At 50.2% G+C, this 21284-nt stretch carries 17 protein-coding genes; 13 read left to right on the forward strand and 4 right to left on the reverse strand.

The annotated features are described in order from the left end of the window. The first annotated feature begins 414 nt into the window (after positions 1–414). Both H6G89_RS16005 and H6G89_RS16010 read left to right on the forward strand, forming a co-directional pair. Entirely contained in the window at positions 415–1755 is a 1341-nt protein-coding gene (locus H6G89_RS16005) for a type IV pilus twitching motility protein PilT (RefSeq protein WP_190508097.1), read from the forward strand. Positions 1756–1957: 202 nt separating this feature from the next. Continuing rightward, positions 1958–2743 (forward strand): circadian clock KaiB family protein, encoded by a 786-nt coding sequence (locus tag H6G89_RS16010; protein ID WP_190508099.1) that lies wholly within the window; start codon positions 1958–1960, stop codon positions 2741–2743. Here H6G89_RS16010 and H6G89_RS16015 read toward each other — a convergent pair. Continuing rightward, positions 2740–4719, reverse strand: a complete 1980-nt coding sequence (locus tag H6G89_RS16015; protein ID WP_190508100.1) for a hypothetical protein — start codon at positions 4717–4719, stop codon at positions 2740–2742. The genes H6G89_RS16010 and H6G89_RS16015 overlap by 4 nt on opposite strands. A 131-nt stretch (positions 4720–4850) precedes the next feature. On the opposite strand from H6G89_RS16015, the gene H6G89_RS16020 reads away from it, so the two are divergent. The 6 genes from H6G89_RS16020 (at position 4851) to H6G89_RS16045 (ending at position 11862) form a co-directional block, all read left to right on the forward strand. Continuing rightward, positions 4851–5657: a hypothetical protein gene (locus H6G89_RS16020; protein WP_190508103.1), complete on the forward strand. Its 807-nt coding sequence runs from the start codon at positions 4851–4853 to the stop codon at positions 5655–5657. Positions 5658–6310: 653 nt separating this feature from the next. After that, positions 6311–8566, forward strand: a complete 2256-nt coding sequence (gene psaA / locus H6G89_RS16025; protein ID WP_190508104.1) for a photosystem I core protein PsaA — start codon at positions 6311–6313, stop codon at positions 8564–8566. A 91-nt stretch (positions 8567–8657) separates the two neighbouring features. Further along, on the forward strand, positions 8658–10886 hold the full coding sequence (gene psaB, locus H6G89_RS16030) for a photosystem I core protein PsaB (RefSeq protein WP_190508106.1): 2229 nt from the start codon (positions 8658–8660) through the stop codon (positions 10884–10886). Between the two features lie 92 nt (positions 10887–10978). Beyond that, positions 10979–11437: a type II toxin-antitoxin system HicB family antitoxin gene (locus H6G89_RS36410; protein WP_339384629.1), complete on the forward strand. Its 459-nt coding sequence runs from the start codon at positions 10979–10981 to the stop codon at positions 11435–11437. Between the two features lie 33 nt (positions 11438–11470). After that, positions 11471–11656, forward strand: a complete 186-nt coding sequence (locus tag H6G89_RS16040; RefSeq protein WP_339384633.1) for a type II toxin-antitoxin system HicA family toxin — start codon at positions 11471–11473, stop codon at positions 11654–11656. Then, on the forward strand, positions 11656–11862 hold the full coding sequence (locus tag H6G89_RS16045; RefSeq protein WP_190508108.1) for a type II toxin-antitoxin system HicB family antitoxin: 207 nt from the start codon (positions 11656–11658) through the stop codon (positions 11860–11862). The genes H6G89_RS16040 and H6G89_RS16045 overlap by 1 nt, the downstream gene beginning before the upstream one ends. A 58-nt stretch (positions 11863–11920) precedes the next feature. Here the strand turns inward: H6G89_RS16045 and pdxH are convergent, their stop codons facing one another. After that, positions 11921–12565, reverse strand: a complete 645-nt coding sequence (gene pdxH, locus H6G89_RS16050; protein WP_190508110.1) for a pyridoxamine 5'-phosphate oxidase — start codon at positions 12563–12565, stop codon at positions 11921–11923. A gap of 162 nt (positions 12566–12727) precedes the next feature. On the opposite strand from pdxH, the gene H6G89_RS16055 reads away from it, so the two are divergent. Next, the gene (locus tag H6G89_RS16055; RefSeq protein ID WP_190508112.1) at positions 12728–13774 is read left to right on the forward strand and encodes a glucokinase; all 1047 of its coding nucleotides are present in this window, start codon (positions 12728–12730) and stop codon (positions 13772–13774) included. Between the two features lie 102 nt (positions 13775–13876). On the opposite strand, the gene H6G89_RS16060 is transcribed toward H6G89_RS16055, so the two are convergent. Together H6G89_RS16060 and H6G89_RS16065 are read right to left on the reverse strand one after the other, a co-directional pair. Further along, a complete protein-coding gene (locus H6G89_RS16060) occupies positions 13877–14344 on the reverse strand; it encodes a hypothetical protein (RefSeq protein WP_190508114.1) in 468 nt (155 codons plus the stop codon). Then, the gene (locus tag H6G89_RS16065) at positions 14337–15392 is read right to left on the reverse strand and encodes a malate dehydrogenase (RefSeq protein WP_190508116.1); all 1056 of its coding nucleotides are present in this window, start codon (positions 15390–15392) and stop codon (positions 14337–14339) included. Before H6G89_RS16065 ends, H6G89_RS16060 begins: the two co-directional genes overlap by 8 nt. Positions 15393–15901: 509 nt before the next feature. Here H6G89_RS16065 and H6G89_RS16070 point away from each other — a divergent pair. From H6G89_RS16070 to H6G89_RS16085, 4 genes are all read left to right on the forward strand, one after another. Next, positions 15902–16039, forward strand: coding sequence for a hypothetical protein (locus tag H6G89_RS16070; protein WP_190508118.1), 138 nt, complete (start codon positions 15902–15904; stop codon positions 16037–16039). Between the two features lie 235 nt (positions 16040–16274). Further along, on the forward strand, positions 16275–17906 hold the full coding sequence (locus H6G89_RS16075; RefSeq protein WP_190508120.1) for an ArnT family glycosyltransferase: 1632 nt from the start codon (positions 16275–16277) through the stop codon (positions 17904–17906). A 656-nt stretch (positions 17907–18562) separates the two neighbouring features. Then, positions 18563–19309, forward strand: coding sequence for a peptidylprolyl isomerase (locus H6G89_RS16080; protein ID WP_190508122.1), 747 nt, complete (start codon positions 18563–18565; stop codon positions 19307–19309). A 17-nt stretch (positions 19310–19326) separates the two neighbouring features. Continuing rightward, positions 19327–21255, forward strand: a complete 1929-nt coding sequence (locus H6G89_RS16085) for a PA14 domain-containing protein (protein ID WP_190508124.1) — start codon at positions 19327–19329, stop codon at positions 21253–21255. Positions 21256–21284: the final 29 nt, after the last annotated feature.

The following is a 21284-nucleotide window of genomic DNA, read 5'->3' on the forward strand; positions in this document are numbered from 1 at the left end:
ATTATTGCGTTTAAGCCTGCTCTACTGGCGCGCCATCAGCTCTGACACAGGAGGTAGGATTGCCAACCATCGTCAACCCTGGTTGAGCTGGCGTAAAGCGATCGCCCCCGCTTGAGGAGACAGCTTGCAAAACCCTCCCGGTTTTCCTGCAATCAGCCACAGCCCATAAAATCAAGGGTGCGATTGATAACGATATTTGCATAGCTGGGCACCTTAAAAAGAAGTGAAACTCAGGAGTCAGGTGAAGCTTTTCCAAAAAAGTAGATATAAGTAGAGAAACGTTATATGCTGCTTATTTGCATTTTTTGTAATTCCAGGCAGAATAGCAGCATAAACATTGCATCACCTTTGAATTGAATCACCTTCTCTTGAAGCTATCACTTGTAGCAAAACCCTTTCATTGAGAATTGGTCTATGACAGACGCACAACGACCGCTTACACCCCCTCCAGCTCCCCGTACTCCCCCTCCGCCTCCTCCAGCTCGGCCGGGGTCTGCGGCTGCCTCTGTCGGCTCAACCCAAATGATGCCACCGCAAACAGTTGCAGCACCCCCCTCAACCAGCGCAGGGGCAAACCCCACCATGCCTGCCGCTGCACCTAAAATGCCGCCTGCCGCACCCCCTCCCCCTGCTGGGCACCGCCCTGCTGCACCGCCACCGATGCAGAGCACCAGCCGCAACAAGCCAAGCCCAGGGCATCCAACGATGGAGCAACTGATCAAGGAGGCTTATGACAAGGGTTTCTCTGACGTTCACGTTGGGGTTGGCGAGGTGCCTCGTTTCCGAAATCGCGGTGAGATCGACATTACAGAATATCCTGTCACAGACCAGTCAACTTTTTTTAGTTGGTTGGAGGAATTGTTGCAGGATGATGAGATCAAACGATTTAAGGAACATTTAGATTTTGACGGTGCGGCTCAGTATGACTTCGCACGGGTGCGGATCAACATCTTTGACACCATGCGAGGACCAGCCATGGTGCTCCGTTTGATTCCCGTTAAGATCTTGACGATGGAGCAGTTAAACCTGCCACCTGTTTTCAAAGATATTTGTCACTATCACAAGGGTTTGATTCTGGTGACGGGTCCAACGGGTTCCGGTAAGTCCACCACGATGGCAGCCATGATTGACTACATCAACAAGGAGATGCCGAAGAACATCATCACCATCGAAGACCCCATCGAATTTGTTCACAAGAGCCAAAAATCGTTGATCAAACAGCGGGAAGTGGGAATGCACACCCTGAAATTTGACAACGCATTGAAGGCATCTTTGCGGGAAGACCCGGATATCATTCTGGTGGGTGAAATGCGGGACCAGGAAACGGTGAACACTGCCCTGAAAGCCGCTCAAACCGGGCACCTTGTGATGGGAACGCTGCACACTAACAGTGCGGTTAAAACCATTGAGCGTATTCTCAACCTGTATCCACCTGACCAACAGGCACCGATGCGGGTGGCGATCGCTGAATCCTTAGTCGCGGTGATTGCTCAAGGTTTGTGTCGGACGACCGATGGTAAACGGGCAGCCTTCCATGACATCATGATCAACACGGATGCGATTCGGGACTATATCCGTAAAGGTGAGATCGACGAGATTGAAGCTATCATTCCTCGATGCACCTTTGATGGGATGTGTACGATGAACCAGTCTCTTTACAAGCTCTATGAGGCAGGACGCATTACGGAAGAGACGGCTCTAGAGATGTCGCCTAAACCGAATGAAATGGCTCAAATTCTCAGAGGTCGTGTTTAATTAGGTTAAACAATAGCCAGGAAGTCGGAGTTCTTAGGACTTTAGATTGAGTAAGTCCACAAATCGTATGGACGGGTTTAGCAGATCCATTTGCACTCTGCAACGGATTGGATGGCAAAACCCGCCCCTGCCAAAGCTCGAACTTATTTAATTTCCATTCCTTAAGGAATTCCGACTCCTCTAACCTCGATTAACAACTTTTGTGGCTGACTCATCTTTACTTAGCCATTCCACAAATATTTTTAAGGGCATTGCGCTGTTTACTCCGGGTGGAGACTTAGTCTATTGCATAGACCCTCACAAGCGCGATCGCTGGCATGTACAATTGTGTGCGACGCTACAAGAGATGTTGGGACTCAGCGAGTTGCCCCATTTTTTGTCGCCTTTTTACGCGGCTACAATCGATCGCTGGCTCAATCCTAAAACTCAACACATTGAAACCTATGCCGAAGCCTCTCCCCTCGTGCTGCGCTATCAAGGGCTGTTGAATGCAGTATTTGGATTAGAGGATGTGATCTGGAAACCGATCCCAGGGTTAGAGGATTTGTGTGACCCGATTGTCATGTCAACCTACCAAACCCAGTTTCCGCAACTATGGGAGACTCATGATTTAGTGGTGCAGCTTGATCAGGCTAAAATCAATTCTGCTCAGGCTCAGTTAAAAAGCTCTCAACTCTCGTGGTCACCGATGCCGCCTGCTCCAACTGCACAGGGCTACGTGTTGCGGCTTTACGTTTCCGGTAATAACACTGCCACAGAGCGAATTCTGCAAAACTTACACCATCTACTGGAGCGATCGCTCAAACATCCCTACACGCTGAAGGTGGTCGATATTTACAAGCACCCTGACCTGGCGGAGAATGACCAAATTGCTGCCACCCCAACGTTGGTCAAGGTCTATCCTCCTCCTGTCAGGCGAATTGTCGGTGATTTAGAGGATGTGGCTAAAATTCTGCAAATCCTTGCTTCCCCTATCGAAAATTTCTAATTCTCTGTGTCCGCTTCAGCAGGTGTGTCCACATTGGGTGTCACTGCATCGGGCACCTCGGTCGCTGGCTCTGGAATCTCAATCACCTCTGGAATCTCAGACGGAGCAGGAGGCACGGACGGAGGTGCAACCGAACGACGACCTGGAGCCACAGGGCGGGTAGGAGCCGAGCGACGGAAACGATTGAAGAAAGTTTGAACGGGCGATCGCTTCGAGCTATCCGCAGAGGGTCGCTCCGATTCATCGGGAGTAGATTCCGCCTCATTCGGAGATGAAACTCTGGGTTCAGGCTGCATGGATTCCGGTTCACCTGGCTCAACCACAGGGCTTTCAGCAGGAATTTCCTCAAAGGTGCTGCCAGATGTAGGGAGTAGCTCCTCAAAATCAGGCAATTCTGGATTGGGTGTCGCTGGTGATACAGGAACCGCTTCCTCCACATCAGATTCCACCTGACCCTTCTCTGTTGCTGGTTCGGGCACTACCTCCACTGATGCTTCAGGACTGGGGGCGACAAGCTCAGGCGTAACGGGTTCCGGTGACAGGACGGGGGTAGGAGTTGGAGAAGGGGTAAACCGCTGCCGGAAACGATCGAAAAATCCTCTCTTAGGAGTTGCAGGTTCAGATGATGGGGCGATCGCGTCTGAGCCAGATCCAGTCTCCTCGGTTGGTTCTGGAGCTTGCTCTGCCGCCGGTATTTCCTCAGAAGGCTCACTCTGAGATGCAGTTGGGGTGATGGCTCCCGGTTCCTGTAGTTCCGTCTTGTCTTGCTCATCCGCTGGCTCTGTTAGAGGCTCATCCACCGGAAAAGCTGATGGTTCTGTTGGTTCAGCAACTGGACTGGGTACAGGTTCTGGACTAGGGAGAGGTTCTGGAGAAGCCTCTGGTTGAGGTTCTGAGGGTTCTTGCTGCTCAGTGGGTGAACTAACATCATCCGTAACCCCGGCTTCTGGCTCCGCGACATCTTCCTGTTCAGTGGATTTGACCGAATCTGTGATCTTTGGCTCCCGTTCTGCTGCTTCAGGGGCTTCTTCGGGGGTCGGTTCTGGCGCAGGTGCCTCAGGGACATAAACATAATTCGGGTCAATAATGCCACGCGCTTCAGCTTCAGAGAGTTCGCCTCTGACTAACTGAGAGAGGGTGTCATCGCCACCTGGCTCGTAGGTCACAATCCGCGCTGTGTTATTAAACGTGTTGTTAAACGGATTGTTGTTCTCATCCAGTAATTCGAGTTGTACCCAGTTTTTGCCAGTTTTGAAGCCTTTGAGATAGATGGCATCCCAGGCGTTAAACGTAAAGCTTTGACCGTTGACCGTGCAGCGAACCTTCCAATCACGGATGTCATCATCCGATCGCTCCTGGGCAATCAAATGTAAGGGAGCGTTGGTCAGGTAAAAGTCCAATAAAATCGGCTCTGCCCCATAGCTCCCTTGAGGTCGGCTGTAGGTGAGCAAAGGTTGCGTGGGATCAGGCTGATTGTCAGGTGTTTTGGTATAGATGTGAAAGGTGGTCTGAGCAAACGCCCCTTCGTTTTTAAAGCTTTCGTGCCACGGGCGGGAGGCAAATGCCCGAATGGTGTGGGTACCTGGAGTCAGATCTTCAAAGACCAGGGGTTCGTTTGCGTTATAGACCGCTTGGTAGGGCTGATTGTCGAGAAATACATGGAGGTGGGGTCCGAGCCCTAACTCCTCATCTTTAAAGAGGGGGAGGTCTTTGACCTGAAAGCGTACCGAGATGCGATCGCTCTGAATCACCTCATTTGCACGGGGACTGAGAATTTTGACTTGGGGTTGATAAATCTCCAATGCCCCCCGCAGAGCTTGAATGGTTTCAGGTGGAGCCACCTCTGAGAGCCTGTTCGTCAGGATGGCAGATTCGCTTGTACTAGGGGCACTGGTGCGAGTAACAGGGGGATTGCCACATCCCAAAGTGGTTAAACTGACCAGCATCACGAATGCCACTGCCAAAATTCGCTTCACGTTGCTCCACCAATATCTGCAAAACACCTCAGCCACTCCTGGGAATTAACCCTCTGTTCGTCAAAGTCTGCTCATAGGGCACTATATCGGATAAAGACTCCGAATGTTCCCACAATTCGCAGGTAGCCCCCATGAGACTCAGTAGTGGCGTTCGACAATTTTGGTTGGTCATCGGATTCAACCTGATTTCGGCTGTTGGCTTTACCGCAGTAATTGCCTACTTCTTAAATTGGAGATATGCGGTTTTGGTGGGAGTGTCTACGGCTTGGTTTGCGGTGTGGAGAGAGGTATGCAGCATTAAACAGAGAATGGTGCGATCGCTGCCTGATCAATTGGATTTTCAGCCTGTTAACTTCAAAGACTTTGATTTTCAGTTGAATGTCAATACGTTGGAGCAGCAGACCAAGGACTTAGAAGCTTTAGGCTTTGTTCGCTTGCAAGACTACGCGCTGCAACCCTCACAGGGTCTGGCACGATGCTTCGCCCATCCAGCCCATTACTGCTTTGCTGAAGTTGGACAGATAATCGATGCAGCGGGAAAAACGGCCATCGCAAATCCGGCCATCTTCAGTTATCTCTCGGATGATTGGGCATTGAGTCATGTACAAGGGGAGCCATCTCTCGGCAGCGGCATCGCGTTGTTGTGGCGTAACCCTAAAGGGGTTGGAATTTATCATCCCGATACCAACTTGAAGGATCTCCTTGACATTCATCTGCGGTTTCGGCAGAAGATGATTCAAGATTTGGGGATCACTGTGCTCACAGATGGCTCCTGGGAGGCTTACGGGGCAGGACAACAGAAGGCAGCACGCGATCGCAAAACAGCATTGAGGCAACGAAATCTGTTAGTTGGCATGATTAAAGTGACACTATTTGAACTCAATCCCACGCTGGAGTGGTTGGGTGCTTATGCCAAACCGGGCAAGCGGTCGGTCTAAGGCAAGTGGGCGATCGCCTCTGAGAGAAAAAGGGTGGACTAGCAAAACTTCCTTACAGCAGATCACGAAGTTTGTGAAAAATTGTTGATATTTATTCATTGAACGGCAAGAAAGTTACCGATTCATTTCTTCTTAAGTTGCATAAGGTTTGATCAATCTGATTCATAGAAAGTCTCAAGATTTTGTGGGGGCGATCGTGGAAAGGGAAGCAGATCAAGCGGTTTCGGCGGACTTTCGATTGTTTCATCTCTATCAAAATCATAAAATGTTTCAATGTGTAAACAAACTTGATCGAAAAATCCCTTTCTGCTTATCGGTCAAAGATGAAAAGCACAGTAAATATAGATTTTCCCACTTTGAATTATTGTTAACTCTGATTAAAGTGGTATTCAGCACCGCTTTATAATCTCTAGGAAACCCCCCCCGGTTTGGTCAGAACACTAGTCCAATTCCTTTTGGGTAGTGAATTGACCGCTTCTCTTCTCAAACAGCTCGAACTCTTAACAAAAGTTACGTGCCCGTTCTAGGTCTTATGCGCCTGGTTATAAAACATCTGCTAATTACGGATGGTTTGAGAAGAGAATCGTTGCTGAACGTAGAGCTTGGGGAGAGGGATATCCATCGTTCCTTGTCTAGAGAGAGGAGAGTCTCTGATGACAACTACCCCACGGGAGCGAGAGGCAAAAGTCAGGGTTGTGGTTGACAATGACCCGGTTCCTACTTCATTTGAGAAGTGGGCTAAGCCCGGTCACTTCGATCGCACCCTGTCGAGAGGTCCAAAAACGACAACCTGGATTTGGAACCTCCACGCCGACGCTCACGATTTTGATAGTCATACCAGTGACCTAGAAGACATCTCACGCAAAATTTTCAGTGCACACTTCGGTCACCTGGCTGTGGTGTTCATCTGGTTGAGCGGGATGTACTTCCATGGCGCTCGTTTTTCAAACTATGAAGCTTGGCTAAGCGACCCATTGCACATCAAACCAAGTGCCCAAGTCGTTTGGCCCATTGTCGGACAAGAAATTTTGAATGCAGATGTAGGTGGTGGCTTCCAAGGGATTCAGATCACCTCTGGATTTTTCCAAATTTGGCGTGCCTCTGGTATTACAAATGAGTTCCAGCTCTATGTAACAGCGATCGGCGGTCTGGTTATGGCTGCTCTGATGCTGTTCGCAGGCTGGTTCCACTACCACAAGCGTGCGCCCAAGCTGGAATGGTTCCAAAACGTGGAATCCATGCTCAATCACCACCTCTCAGTTTTGCTGGGTTGTGGCTCCTTGGGTTGGGCAGGTCACCAAATTCACGTTTCTCTGCCTATTAATAAGCTGCTAGATGCTGGGGTTGCTCCTAAAGACATTCCCCTGCCTCATGAGTTCATTCTGAATTCAGGGCTGATGGCAGAGCTGTATCCCAGCTTTGCAAAGGGTTTGACTCCTTTCTTCACTCTGAACTGGGGTGAATACTCTGATTTCCTCACCTTTAAGGGTGGCTTGAACCCCGTTACTGGCGGTTTATGGTTAACAGACACAGCGCATCACCACTTGGCGATCGCCGTTCTGTTCATCATTGCAGGTCACATGTACCGCACCAACTGGGGTATCGGTCACAGCATCAAGGAAATTCTAGAGGCGCACAAAGGCCCCTTCACTGGCGAAGGTCACAAGGGTCTTTATGAGAACCTCACGACTTCCTGGCACGCTCAGTTGTCAATTAACCTGGCAATGCTCGGTTCGTTGACTATCATCGTGGCTCAGCACATGTACTCCATGCCGCCTTATCCTTATTTGGCGACAGACTATCCCACTCAGCTCTCTATCTTCACGCATCACATGTGGATTGGAGGCTTCCTGATTGTGGGTGCTGCGGCTCACGCTGCCATCTTCATGGTGCGCGACTATGATCCTGAGGTGAACCAAAATAACCTGCTCGATCGGGTCATTCGTCACCGTGATGCCATCATCTCCCACCTCAACTGGGTTTGTATTTTCTTAGGCTTCCACAGCTTCGGCTTGTACATCCACAACGACACGATGCGTGCGTTGGGTCGCCCTCAAGACATGTTCTCTGATACTGCGATTCAGCTTCAGCCTGTGTTCGCTCAGTGGATCCAAAACATTCACACTCTGGCTCCCGGTGGTACCGCTCCAAATGCGTTGGCTCCCGCTAGTGTTGTGTTTGGTGGCGACGTCGTTGCTGTTGGTGGCAAGGTTGCCATGATGCCCATCGCACTCGGCACTGCCGATTTCATGGTGCACCACATTCACGCCTTCACAATTCATGTCACCGTACTGATTCTGTTGAAAGGTGTGCTGTTTGCTCGCAGTTCTCGCCTCATCCCTGATAAGGCACAACTCGGCTTCCGCTTCCCTTGCGATGGTCCCGGTCGGGGTGGCACCTGCCAGGTTTCTGGTTGGGATCACGTCTTCCTGGGTCTGTTCTGGATGTACAACTCCTTGTCGATCGCGATTTTCCACTTCAGTTGGAAGATGCAGTCTGACGTGTGGGGCACTGTCAATGCGGACGGTTCCGTTTCTCACATCACGGGTGGTAACTTTGCTCAAAGTGCCATCACCATCAATGGCTGGTTGCGTGACTTCTTATGGGCACAAGCAACTCAGGTGATTGGCTCCTATGGTTCAGCATTGTCTGCTTATGGCTTGTTGTTCCTCGGTGCACACTTTGTTTGGGCATTTAGCTTGATGTTCTTGTTCAGCGGTCGTGGCTACTGGCAAGAGCTAATTGAGTCTATCGTTTGGGCACATAACAAGCTGAAGGTTGCCCCCTCGATCCAGCCTCGCGCTCTGAGCATCATTCAGGGTCGGGCTGTTGGGGTAGCTCACTACCTCTTGGGAGGAATTGTCACCACTTGGGCATTCTTCCTCGCTCGAATCATCGCAGTAAGCTAGCGATCAGCATCGGCGGTCGGAAATTTCCTAAGATAAATCTCTGGCTCTGCTGATCGCTGATGGCTGAATTGAGGAGATCAATTTAAGACTTATGGCAACAAAATTTCCCAAATTTAGCCAAGACCTGGCTCAAGACCCGACCACACGTCGGATCTGGTATGGGATTGCCACTGCTCACGATTTTGAAAGCCATGACGGAATGACAGAAGAAAATCTTTACCAAAAGATTTTTGCTTCTCACTTCGGTCATCTCGCAATCATCTTCTTGTGGACATCGGGTAATCTCTTCCACGTCGCGTGGCAAGGTAACTTTGAGCAATGGATTCAAGACCCATTGCACGTCCGTCCAATCGCTCATGCGATCTGGGATCCCCACTTTGGTAAGCCCGCTGTAGATGCCTTCACTCAGGCAGGTGCTTCCAACCCGGTTAACATCGCTTATTCCGGCGTTTATCACTGGTGGTACACCATCGGGATGCGCACCAATGGCGAACTGTATCAGGGTGCTGTATTCCTGCTCATCCTGGCAGCCGTTCTGCTCTTTGCAGGCTGGTTGCACCTCCAACCCAAGTTCCGCCCCAGCTTGTCCTGGTTTAAGAACGCTGAGTCTCGCCTCAACCACCACTTGGCTGGTCTGTTTGGGGTTAGCTCGTTGGCTTGGGCAGGTCACTTGATTCACGTTGCGATTCCTGAGTCTCGCGGCATTCACGTCGGTTGGGATAACTTCCTCTCCGTCAAGCCTCACCCCGCTGGTCTAGCACCATTCTTCACGGGGAACTGGGGTGTGTACGCTGAGAACCCTGATACGTTGAATCACGTATTCAGCACCTCTGAAGGGGCTGGTAGTGCAATCCTGACCTTCTTGGGTGGCTTCCATCCTCAAACCGAGTCTCTCTGGTTGACTGACATTGCTCACCACCACTTGGCGATCGCTGTGTTGTTCATCGTTGCCGGTCACATGTACCGCACCAACTTTGGCATCGGTCACAGCATCAAAGAGATGTTGGATTCTAAGGCAGGTCTGTTCAGCTCTCGTTCTGAAGGTCAGTTCAACTTGCCTCACCAGGGGCTGTATGACACCTACAACAACTCGCTGCACTTCCAGTTGGGCATCCACCTGGCAGCGTTGGGTGTAATCACCTCTCTGGTGGCTCAGCACATGTATTCGTTGCCTCCTTACGCTTTCATGGCGAAGGACTTCACCACCCAGGCTGCGCTCTACACCCATCACCAGTACATCGCTGGCTTCCTGATGGTTGGTGCGTTTGCTCACGGTGCAATCTTCTGGGTTCGTGACTATGATCCAGCTCAGAACAAAGGCAACGTATTGGATCGCGTCCTCAATCACAAAGAGGCAATCATCTCTCACCTGAGCTGGGTGTCTCTGTTCCTGGGCTTCCACACCCTGGGTATCTACGTTCACAACGACGTCATGCAAGCCTTCGGTACTCCCGAAAAGCAAATCCTGATTGAGCCTGTGTTTGCGCAGTTCATTCAAGCGGCTCACGGTAAGGTGCTCTATGGTTTCGATACGTTGTTGTCGAACCCTGATAGCATTGCAACCACCGCTTGGCCGAACCACGGTAACGTGTGGCTGCCTGGTTGGTTGGATGCCATCAACAGTGGTACTAACTCTCTGTTCTTGACCATTGGGCCTGGCGACTTCCTGGTACACCATGCGATCGCTCTGGGTCTGCACACCACCACTTTGATTCTGGTCAAAGGTGCGTTGGATGCACGCGGTTCTAAGCTGATGCCCGACAAGAAAGACTTCGGCTACAGCTTCCCTTGCGATGGTCCTGGTCGTGGCGGTACTTGTGACATCTCCGGTTGGGATTCCTTCTATCTGGCTATGTTCTGGATGCTCAACACATTGGGTTGGGTTACCTTCTACTGGCACTGGAAGCACCTCGGTGTATGGCAAGGCAACGTTGCTCAGTTCAATGAGTCGTCTGTGACGATCATGGGCTGGCTGCGGGATTACCTCTGGCTCAACTCCGCTCAGTTGATCAACGGTTACAACCCCTACGGCATGAATAACCTGTCTGTTTGGGCGTGGATGTTCCTCTTTGGACACCTCGTTTGGGCAACTGGCTTCATGTTCTTGATTAGCTGGCGCGGTTACTGGCAAGAGTTGATCGAAACTATCGTTTGGGCACACGAGCGCACTCCTCTCGCGAACCTGGTTCGTTGGAAAGACAAGCCTGTTGCTCTCTCGATCGTTCAAGCTCGCTTGGTTGGTTTGGCTCACTTCACGGTGGGTTATATCCTGACCTATGCCGCGTTCTTGATCGCTTCGACAGCAAGCCGATTCGGTTAAACCGATCGCTTTGTTAGGTCTATAAATTAAAAATCCCCTGCTTCGGCGGGGGATTTTTGTTAGGCTTTTAGGATTAGTTTTGAGCTAGTAAAATGGCATCTTACGGTGATAAACATTCCGAACGCATGTCAAAGCACCACCAAAAGTCGAAATCAAAACGACAGATTAAGCCTTCCTATGTAATAAAGCGAGTAAGAAGGGCTAATTCTGAAACAGGTTCTTATGTTTCTTCAAAGTTAGTTGATCAGCAATTGATTCAGCAGGTAAAGCATCTACCGGATAACCAAAAGAGAAAGGTATTGAGGGAGTTGCTTGAAGATGCTATAGAGAGTGAACTGATTCACACGAGACAAGTAATTGTTTATCCAGATGAGGATAATTACTGGGTGGCTGAATGTCCAAGTCTGCCTCCTTGCATTAGTCAAGGTGAAACCAAAAAAGAAGCTATTGAAAACATCAAAGAAGCAATTCAGCTTTATCTTGAGGTCTTACGAGATGAAGGGCGATCGATTCCTGAAGATCGCTTTGAGACAGTCATTGTTGATGTATGAGTAAATTAACCCTGTATCTCAGGTGCAGAGTGCATTAGGGCATTGAAAAGTATCGGCTTTGACATTGTTAGACAAAAGGGTAGTCATATTGTTGTGCGTCGCGATGACCCCTATTCCGAGGTAGTTATTCCAAATCACAAAAAGTTGGCTCGTGGAACATTACGAGCAATTATTCGCCAGATTGGATTGAGTGTAGACGAATTTATTGAGCTATTGTAATGGGTTACACAGTGATAATTGAATCTGCTCCTGTAGGTTATGGGGCTTATGTTCCAAACCTACCGGAGTGTGTAGCTGTGGGCGAAACACGGGAAGAAGTGTGGCAGCTTATTGTAGAAGCAATTCAATTTCATATTGAGGGATTGCAAGAGGAAGGGCTTTCAATCCCTGAACCGACCAGTGTTTTGGAATACGTCGAGATTTGAGACAGGCGATCGGGTGGGAGACGCGATTAATCGCGTCTGTACCATTTTTGCATAGTGATTATGGCGAGAGCCGAACAATATCCCACTGGCTATCAGCTATCTGCTTATACCACAGGCGATCGTGCAATCGGCTCGATCGCCCCTGCCAGAACTCAATGCTATAAGGGTTGACGCGATAACCACCCCAATGGGGCGGACGAGGAATCTCCCGATTCTGATATTCTTCTTGGAGTTCCTGAAGGCGTTGTTCCAGGACGTGGCGATCGCCAATCACCTGGCTCTGATTCGATGCCCAGGCTCCAAGCTGGCTCCCAATCGGACGACTGTGGAAGTAGGTGTCTGACTCTTCCGCCGACACTGGCTCTACATCGCCCTGAATGCGAACTTGCCGTTCTAGCTCTGCCCACCAAAACACTAAGGCAGCTTTAGAATTGTGGGCTAATTCCTGTCCCTTGCGGCTATGGTAATTGGTGTAAAAGACAAAGCCCCGCTGATCGAACCCTTTGAGCAAGACCACACGAGCAGAGGGAATGCCATCTGGTGTTGCAGTTGCCAGGGTCATGGCGTTGGGTTCGGGGAGTTCAGCAGCGATCGCCTGTTCAAACCAGGCTTGAAATTGCTTGAATGGATTGGGATCAGCGTCGCTTTCGTGGAGTCCTCTAAGGGTATAGTCTCGACGCAAATCGGCAATGGATAAATTCATAGGCTCTTTGGCAAATTGCAACGTTTGGCTTATCTACTTTTAATTGGAATCTAGCACTATAGCTGGTCTATTTGATTTGTGAAAAGGGTGATTTGTGAAAAGGGCACTTTCACAAATCACTTAGGATTGCTATATAGGGAAAGGAATGGAGCAAGACAAGTCATGACACTATTACTGGCAGGCGATATTGGTGGGACGAAGACTATTTTGCGGTTGGTTGAAGCCGAGACGATCGATGGCAAGACCAAGCTGAAACCGTTGTACGAGAATCGCTATGCCAGTGCTGAGTTTTTGGATTTGGTGCCACTGGTGCGAAAGTTTTTGGTGGCAGCCGAGTTAGATCTAGTGAGCTTTCCCAAGTTAGAGAAGGCGTGTTTTGCGGTGGCGGGTCCCGTCGTCAACAACACATCGCGGATTACCAACTTGCCCTGGTCGCTGAGTGGTGAGCGACTCCAGGAAGAACTCCTGATTGACCAGGTATCGCTGATCAACGACTTTGAAGCGGTGGGCTACGGAGTCCTGGGGTTAGAGCCTGCCGACCTGGAGACATTGCAGGTAGGAGAACTTGACCCTGAAGCTCCGATCGCCGTCATTGGTGCGGGTACGGGGTTGGGACAGGGCTTCTTGATGCGGCAGGGCGACGGCTACCGGATTTATCCCTCAGAGGGGGGTCATGCGGATTTTGCGCCCCGTTCAGAGTTGGAATTTCAACTGATGCGATACCTCCTGGAAAAGCACAAGATCAGCCGTGTCTCCGTTGAACGGGTAGTATCGGGTCAGGGCATTGTGTCGGTATACCAGTTTTTGCGCGATCGCTACGTAGCCGATGAATCACCGATGGTAGCCGAGTTGATTCGCACCTGGGAGGGTGAGATGGGCATCAGTGAGAAGACGGTTGATCCGGCAGCGGTGATTGCAAAAGCGGCGGCAGAAGGCGATCGCCTCTCATCTCAGACGATGGAACTGTTTGCGTCTGCCTATGGCGCAGAGGCAGGCAACCTGGCTCTGAAGCTCTTACCCTATGGTGGGTTGTATCTAGCGGGTGGCATCGCTGCCAAAAATCTGGCACTGATGAAATCGGGGATCTTTTTAGAGGCATTTACTGCCAAGGGACGGGTCAGCCCATTGATTGAGCGAGTACCTGTGCATGTGATCACGAATCCCAATGTGGGACTCATTGGAGCGGCGATTTGTGCAGCACGACTGTAGATGAAAGGGTGATGGGGTGATGGCATAAAACGGTAACACTGTCTTTCTCATCCACTCCCTTACTCCCCTACTCCCTACTCCCTACTCCCTACTCCCTCATCCTTAAACGGCGATCGCTGAGCCGACGACATCGATCAACACTCGGTTCTGCCGCAGTGTGGCAACGGCTGTTTCTACAGCAGTAGTGCTTCCGGTAAACAAGACCGTTGTTCCCTCTGGCGTTTGAGAAATCAGTTCGGTTTGTAAGCTGTCGGTATTCAGGCCAAGGTTATCGAGATTGACAACTCTGGCAATGGCGATCGCTCGTAGTCGGGGGTCAGTGTACAGATACGCCTCAACATGAATTACTTTGGCGAGGCGTTGCAGTGCCCGCAACAATAGATCCTTTTTGCGCTCAACGGCTCGAAAACTGAGAATCAGGCGAGCATCTTCTGCGGTTGTTGCTGCGATGCCACTACCCAAAATGCCTTCAAGGGACACGCCCCGGTTTGAGAAAACAGATGCAGTAGCCGTTAGCACACCCGGTTTATCAAGTGCCTGCACCACAAACACCCAGCGTTGCTCAATCATGCTGCCAATCCTCCTTGAGCCGTCGTTTCAGGCGATCGGCTTGCCGCTTAAGCAACTGTGCCTCTTCTTCCCACAATTGCAGTGGCACGACCTGAGTCCAGCCAAAGGGAGTTACCACAATGGGGACTCCGATAGGTGTTTGAATGCCGTAAAACTCGCCTTCCAGTTGCACCTGCCCCGATACAACGATTTCTTTGCCGTCCAACAGGGTTTTGACGAGATCAACTGTGACATTAGCCGTGGCAGAAATCGTTTTCGCACCGGATAGGTGAGTCACATAGGGCTTAATCACGACTCGCAGATCGGGTGGTAGGCGATCGACGTAGGTATAGGCAGCTTGAACGCTTTCGTTTTGCAGATAATTCAAAACAATCTGTTTTTCACGGTTGACCTCATTGGGAAAATCGTCAATCAACCGCCCCCGTCGCAGTCGCTTGAGAGTCGTTTGTAACTCCTCTGTATCCATCCCTTGAACCTGGACACTGCTCCACAGTGGCACCAGACTATCCCCATGTTCCCCCACGACAAAGCCCTGCACCAGTTGGCGACGGATGCCGACATCAGCCGCAATCTCTCGACGAAACCGTAACGAATCTGAGTAAGCTCCGATGCCAATTACCTGATGGCGATCGAGGTAGCGACTAAACACCTCAACAGCCAGTTCAACTGGGTTGGTCACCACAATGATGACCTCGTGACCGTGCCCATAGCGGGCGATCGCTTTGGCATAGCTCTCAAACAACGGCAGATTGACCTGTGCTAGTTCTGCTCTAGAGGTTACCTTGCCGCCCACGGTTGCCCCTGCTGCCATGACGATCACATCCCCCACGACCTCTTCAGGATGCAACGCCACATCCAACTCAGGAGCCATCTCCGCATAGGCGTCTTCTAGATCGCTACACAGACCCACCAAAATCTGAGCACTGCGCCCCTCGGCACGTCCTACTAGTTGCAGTCTTTCTGAGGGTGAGATGACTCGCGCAACGAGCAACTGAGTCACAATCTCTCGCCCACAATCGCCACTGGCTCCAATGATTGAAACATCCATAACACGTTGCCCAATCCTACTGTTAACAATATCAGGTGGGGCATAAGGAGAGGTGGAAGATGAATGGAGATTTCTGCTGCTGCAATAAAAAACTGCGACTTCTACCAATTGGATATGAGGATGTCTCTAATTCACCCCCGACTGTTGCCTTAGTACAACTCGTCGTAAATAGGGGTGGGAGTTCGGGGTGCAGGGGTCTTTGATTTAGCGCACCTTCACCTTTAATTGGTATTAGGAATAGGAATAAACAACGTCATACCAAATTAAATTGTGACAAGGCATTTGTCGGTAGGGGCGGGTTTTGCAGATGAGTGCTTGGGTTTGCCGTTAGTAAACAGCTAAACCCGCCCCTACGAGCGTACGCATTTGTACTGGAAACCATTTAAATCGGTATCAGGTTTGTTTTACAGCGAGTTTCAAATGAGTGCCACACAGTAAATGCCTGTGGATTCAGGCGAGCAACGATCGGTGTGGCATACACAAATGAAAGTTGCGGTAGGAGGTTGGCGATGAATTCGCGGCTAGGAGAGCCAGGTTCGCCAACGCGGACTCTGGAAGAGGCAGGTTTTGATGAACCGACGCAAGTTGATCTTGCTCCCAGAGCTGTGGTTTTAACCGCTAAGATCCTGATTCTGAATTCACGTTAAACAAGTTCGATAGAAACTTGACAACAAAATTACAAATCTATGGGTTGTTCCCCTGCCACATTTGCATGGAACAGTTCACAATAAATAACGGTGATGAGACGCAAGAAAAATTCTTAGTTTTCGTTATCTGTAGTTTTTTTAGTTGTAAAATTCGCCACATTTTTAGATCAAACCGTGTCGCTCAATGTTGACGATACCGATCGGCGTTTTACAGTTCATCAGCAGAAGGATAAGGATGCAAGTTTTGGGGCAGTCGGAGAGTTGGTTGCGTCGTAGACCCGACCAAACAGATTGGTTATGGGTTGCCATATTGTCAGTTACGGCGGCAATCTTGTTTGGCATTGATCTGGGTGGAGTCACCTTGCGCGATTGGGATGAGGGAACGGTTGCCCAGGTGGCACGAGAAATCTGGGAGGGGTCACCTGATCTATCTGCCTGGTTGCATCCTACGTTGGGCGATCAACCCTACTTCAACAAACCGCCCCTGATGCACTGGTTGATCGCAACAACCTATTCGATTGGTGGCGTGAATGAGTGGACGGCTCGTTTGCCGGGGGCAATTTTGACGACCCTTTCAGTGCCATTGCTGTATGGGGTTGGACGGGAGCTATTTCACTACCGTGCTCCTGCTTTATTTACAACGCTGGTTTATTTGACGACCTTGCCTGTGGTTCGACATGGGCGACTGGCAATGTTAGACGGGGCGGTGTTGTGTTTCATGCTGCTGATGATGTGGTGTGTGCTGCGATCGCGCCGAGATACCCGCTATGCTCTGGGCATTGGCATTGGGTTAGGGCTAATTTGTCTGACTAAAGGCGTGATGATGGGCGTGTTGTTGGGGGCGATCGCCCTGGCATTCTTGATTTGGGATACGCCCCGTCTGCTGACCTCTCCCTATTTGTGGTTGGGGATTGGGTTGGGGTGCTCTCCTGTCCTGCTGTGGTATTGGGCACAATGGCGGCACTATGGATGGAAGTTTATTGAAACCCACTTCCTCGAACAGTCTGCTGAGCGGGTAGTGACATCCGTTGACAATCGCTCTGGTCCTCCCTGGTATTACTTGCTGGAGCTTGTGAAGTATGGGTTTCCCTGGTTGCTGTTTCTACCTCTGGGCATCAAGCAAGCCTGGGAGCATCGCAACCTGAGTTGGGCAAAATTGGCGATCGTTTGGGCAGGGATCTATTTTGTTGCCATTTCAGTAATGTCAACCAAGCTGCCCTGGTATGTTTTACCTGTCTATCCTGCTCTGGCGTTGATCTGTGGTCATCAACTCGCCTCCATGTGGGAGCAGGGACGGCATATTGGCGTCAAACAACCCGCACTGACTCCCTACTCCGATCACTGGGTGACGGTGTTTAGCCTGTTCATTCTGGTCATGACCGCAGGGGCAGTCTATTTTGCTGGGTTTAGCTCACCTCTAGAGCCGGATTTGGCTGTGATTTTTGCGTTACTGGCGGTGACATTAACGGTTACAGCGGTGTTAGTGGCAAAACAAGATCCGCAATTTATCTCGGTGCTGATTTGGGGGACGTATCTAGCATTAGCACTGCTGATGATGTCCAATCATTGGCTTTGGGAGTTGAACGAAGCCTATCCAGTCAAACCCGTTGCTCAGTTGATCCAATCCCATACATCGCCTCGTCAAGTAGTTTACACCTCGTATGATTATCACCGTCCCTCGCTAGACTTTTACAGCGATCGCCGTGTTATCCCCGCAACGGATGAAGCTTTAAAGAACCAGTGGGAACGACGGGTTCAGCCCTACGCATTGGTTAGCCCCGAAAAGCTGCGATCGCTACAGTTAGAGCCGCATGAAGTAGTCGGCACTAATTCGGGTTGGGTTCTGATTACCCGTCCTAAGGCATAGGTCAGATACCAGCCTAATTCGATACACTTGTTTACACGAAATACGCGATTTCACTCTCCAAACGCCAACACACCAAATCGATTGGGTGCGTCTACCATTTCATGTGCACACCAATTGATAGGGATGGGTAGGAATGAGAGACAGGATTTGAGTCCAAAATCTGTCTTTCTTGAGAGCTAATTTTGAGTGTAGATTGTTGTATTTCCAGTCACTTGCGCGATCGCATCTGACAAAGTTGCAACTCAAATGGAACTATTCTGCATTAAGCTCGTCACGAAGGTTAATGTTCCCAACTATCAGTGGCTCATGGAGTCGGTGAATCCAAACTATCAGGGTAATTCGGTTAATGATGAGTGCATCTCCCTGTTCGATTTCTGATTCACACTCCTTTAGCTGTTAGGACTTTTTGAAATCCATCGCTGCTGATTTAAACATTGGAAATTGTTCTCCAAAAGTTCATACTGCCTATCCGGATTTCAAGTGATGTAGCAATGTATAGCCCTACGCATATGCATTAGGACATAAGGGGGTGTGGGGGCGTAGCCCCCAGCCAGGGGTTCCACCCCTGCACCCCGTCCTAACCTTAGTGAGTACTGCTATAAATCAACATTGCGATCGCCTCCTGACAGCTCATTTGGTAGCTTTGAGGATTGATTTTGCAACAGACTAACATTAGTGATCAATTGGGTAGCTCCCGAAAGATCATCAAACTTTTAGCAGAACACCGTCTGCTACCATCGCTTGTGCGAGAACTCGTCATAGATGAGGCGATCGCCCCCTTTACCTGTGATGAACTTGAGATGCATACTCGTGTGCAAATGTTGTTATCTCAAGAACAAGTACTCACAGACGATCAGCAACAAGCCTGGATTGCAGCACAGGGTTTTCGTGATCAATCACACTTTTTGCAGTGGGTCGAACGTCAAATCAAGCTTGACAAATTCAAGCTTAAAACGTGGGGATTACGGTTAAGAACCTATTTTCTCCAGCGCAAAGATGCTCTCGATCAAGTGATCTACAGCTTTATTCGGGTCAGAGACGAAGGGTTAGCTTTGGAGCTTTATTGCCGACTCGCAGAAGGTGAGGAATCCCTTCAAGATCTGGCAAAAGAGTATTCTGAAGGCTTTGAACGCAGCACAGGCGGCATGATCGGTCCCTGTCCATTAACGAAGCCCCATCCTGATGTCAGACGAAAATTGATCTCATCTGCACCCGGTGAAATCTGTTATCCCATGCATGTTGGTGAATGGTGGGTGATCTTGCGGCTAGAACAGTTGCTCCCTTCTCAGTTGGATGCAACAACAAGACAACACCTGCTGAACGAATTATTTGAAAACTGGATGCAACAGCAAGTCGATACCTACATCGTCAATCTTGCATCCAAACGCATGATATTGATCTAATCCTAGGAGGCAAACGAATGAGTCCATCGATTCTTTGGCAACAAACAGTCGATCCACGGGGGCTTGCGGGTACCTCTGAGGTAGCTGAGTTTTCCCCAGATGCCCGTTACATTGCAGCAGGTGCAGGAGATGGTAAGTTACGGTTCTACACTAGCTCTGGACGGGAGTTGTGGGTAGCCCAATACAGTAGCCCAACCGGAGGAAAAACTGGCGAGATTGAATCCCTCGCCTTTTCACCCGATGGACAGTACATCGCAGCGGGTGGTAACTCTAGCGGAGTCAAAATTTATCGGGCAACCGATGGTCAATTAGTGAGAAGCTTGTCAGGTTCTGATGTAGACGGTATGGCCTGGAGTCCCAACGGGCAACTTCTGGCATTTGCCAATGGCACCTCTGTTAATGTCTACAACACCTCCAACTGGTCACGGCGTTACACCTATTCATCGGGAGGCTCAACCAACTCCATTGAGTTCACACAAGACTCCCAATATCTGATTTCTGCCGGAAGCAGTCGTCGTGTTTTCATCAACCGTACCTCCGATGGCGTTCAGATTCGCTCCTTTACTGCCGCAAACAGCGGAGGGTCGGTCAAGTCCGTACGCCTCTCTCCCGACGGCACTATGGTTGCTACTGCCAACGGCAACGATACATCGTTTAGCGTCTTTCGTCTGAATGGCACCCTCGTTACCCGGGTTGATGTGCCTGACAGCATTGGTATTGTCGAAGCAGTTGCCTGGAGTCCCGATGGCAAATGGTTAGTCGTTGGTGGCGGTGGAAGTGATGGCACACAATCCAACAGCACATTGAGAACTTATCGCACCTCCGATTGGCGGTTAGTTCAAACTGTGCAGGGACACGCTCAAGGCATTGAATACATCGACTTTGCGCCCGATGGCACGATTTTGACTAGCAGTGAGGATGGTTCAATCATCCGTTGGACATCCCCCACTGGCGATTCAGCAACTCCGCTTCCAAGCCCAACGCCGACCCCTGCTCCGGCACCTGCTCCTGCGCCAACACCGACCCCCCCAACCCCTATCAATGGCACCGGCAATGGCTTGTATGGTGAGTATTTCAACAATATGGACTTCACCAATGCAGCCGTTAAGCGCACGGATGCCACGGTTAATTTCAATTGGGGGACGAGTTCTCCAGATTCCAGCGTCGGATCTGACACCTTTTCAGTCCGTTGGACAGGGCAAATTCAACCTCGCTTCAGTGAGGAATACACTTTTTATGCCTCGACGGATGATGGAGTGCGCTTGTGGGTTAACGGTCAACAGGTGATCAATAACTGGGTCAATCAAGCTGTCAAGACTACCAGCGGCAAAATTCAGCTAACCGCAGGGCAACGGTATGACATTCGCCTGGAGTATTTTGAGAACACAGGTAACGCGGTCTCTAAACTGGAATGGTCGAGTGCCAGTCAACCCCGTGAAGTGATTCCCCAGTCGCAGCTTTATAGCGGTGCCGCATCTGTTCAGGCATTAAATCTGGGTTCCCCGACCCCTTCTCCAACTCCAACGGGAACTCCCCAAACTGTGACCGTTGAAGCCGAAAACATTACCCAACTCAGCGGTTTTCGGAGAGAGGCAGTGTCCGTCGCATCGGGTGGAAATGTGATCAGTTTCGTGAGTGGAGCGAGTAATGAACAGGGCACCGCTACGGTGGACTTTACAGGGATGCAGGGACGCTACAACATTGTGGTTGGTTATTTTGATGAAACAGATGGAGTCGCCTCTGCCTCTGTCAGCGTTGAGGGGCAAACGGTGTCTTCCTGGCAATTCAGCCAGAGTCTGGGTAGCTCAGCAACGTCATCGGGTAATCTCACCAGCCATACGATCGCCAACGTAGCATTAGCTCCCGGTGACACGATCCAACTGAGAGGTATCGAGCATAATGGCGAACATGTCCGCATTGATAAGCTCACCTTTGTTCCGGTGTAGCGTGTCGTTGGACTAAGCCTGGGGACAGT

It is taken from the genome of Oscillatoria sp. FACHB-1407 (assembly GCF_014697545.1).
Lineage (GTDB): Bacteria > Cyanobacteriota > Cyanobacteriia > Elainellales > Elainellaceae > FACHB-1407.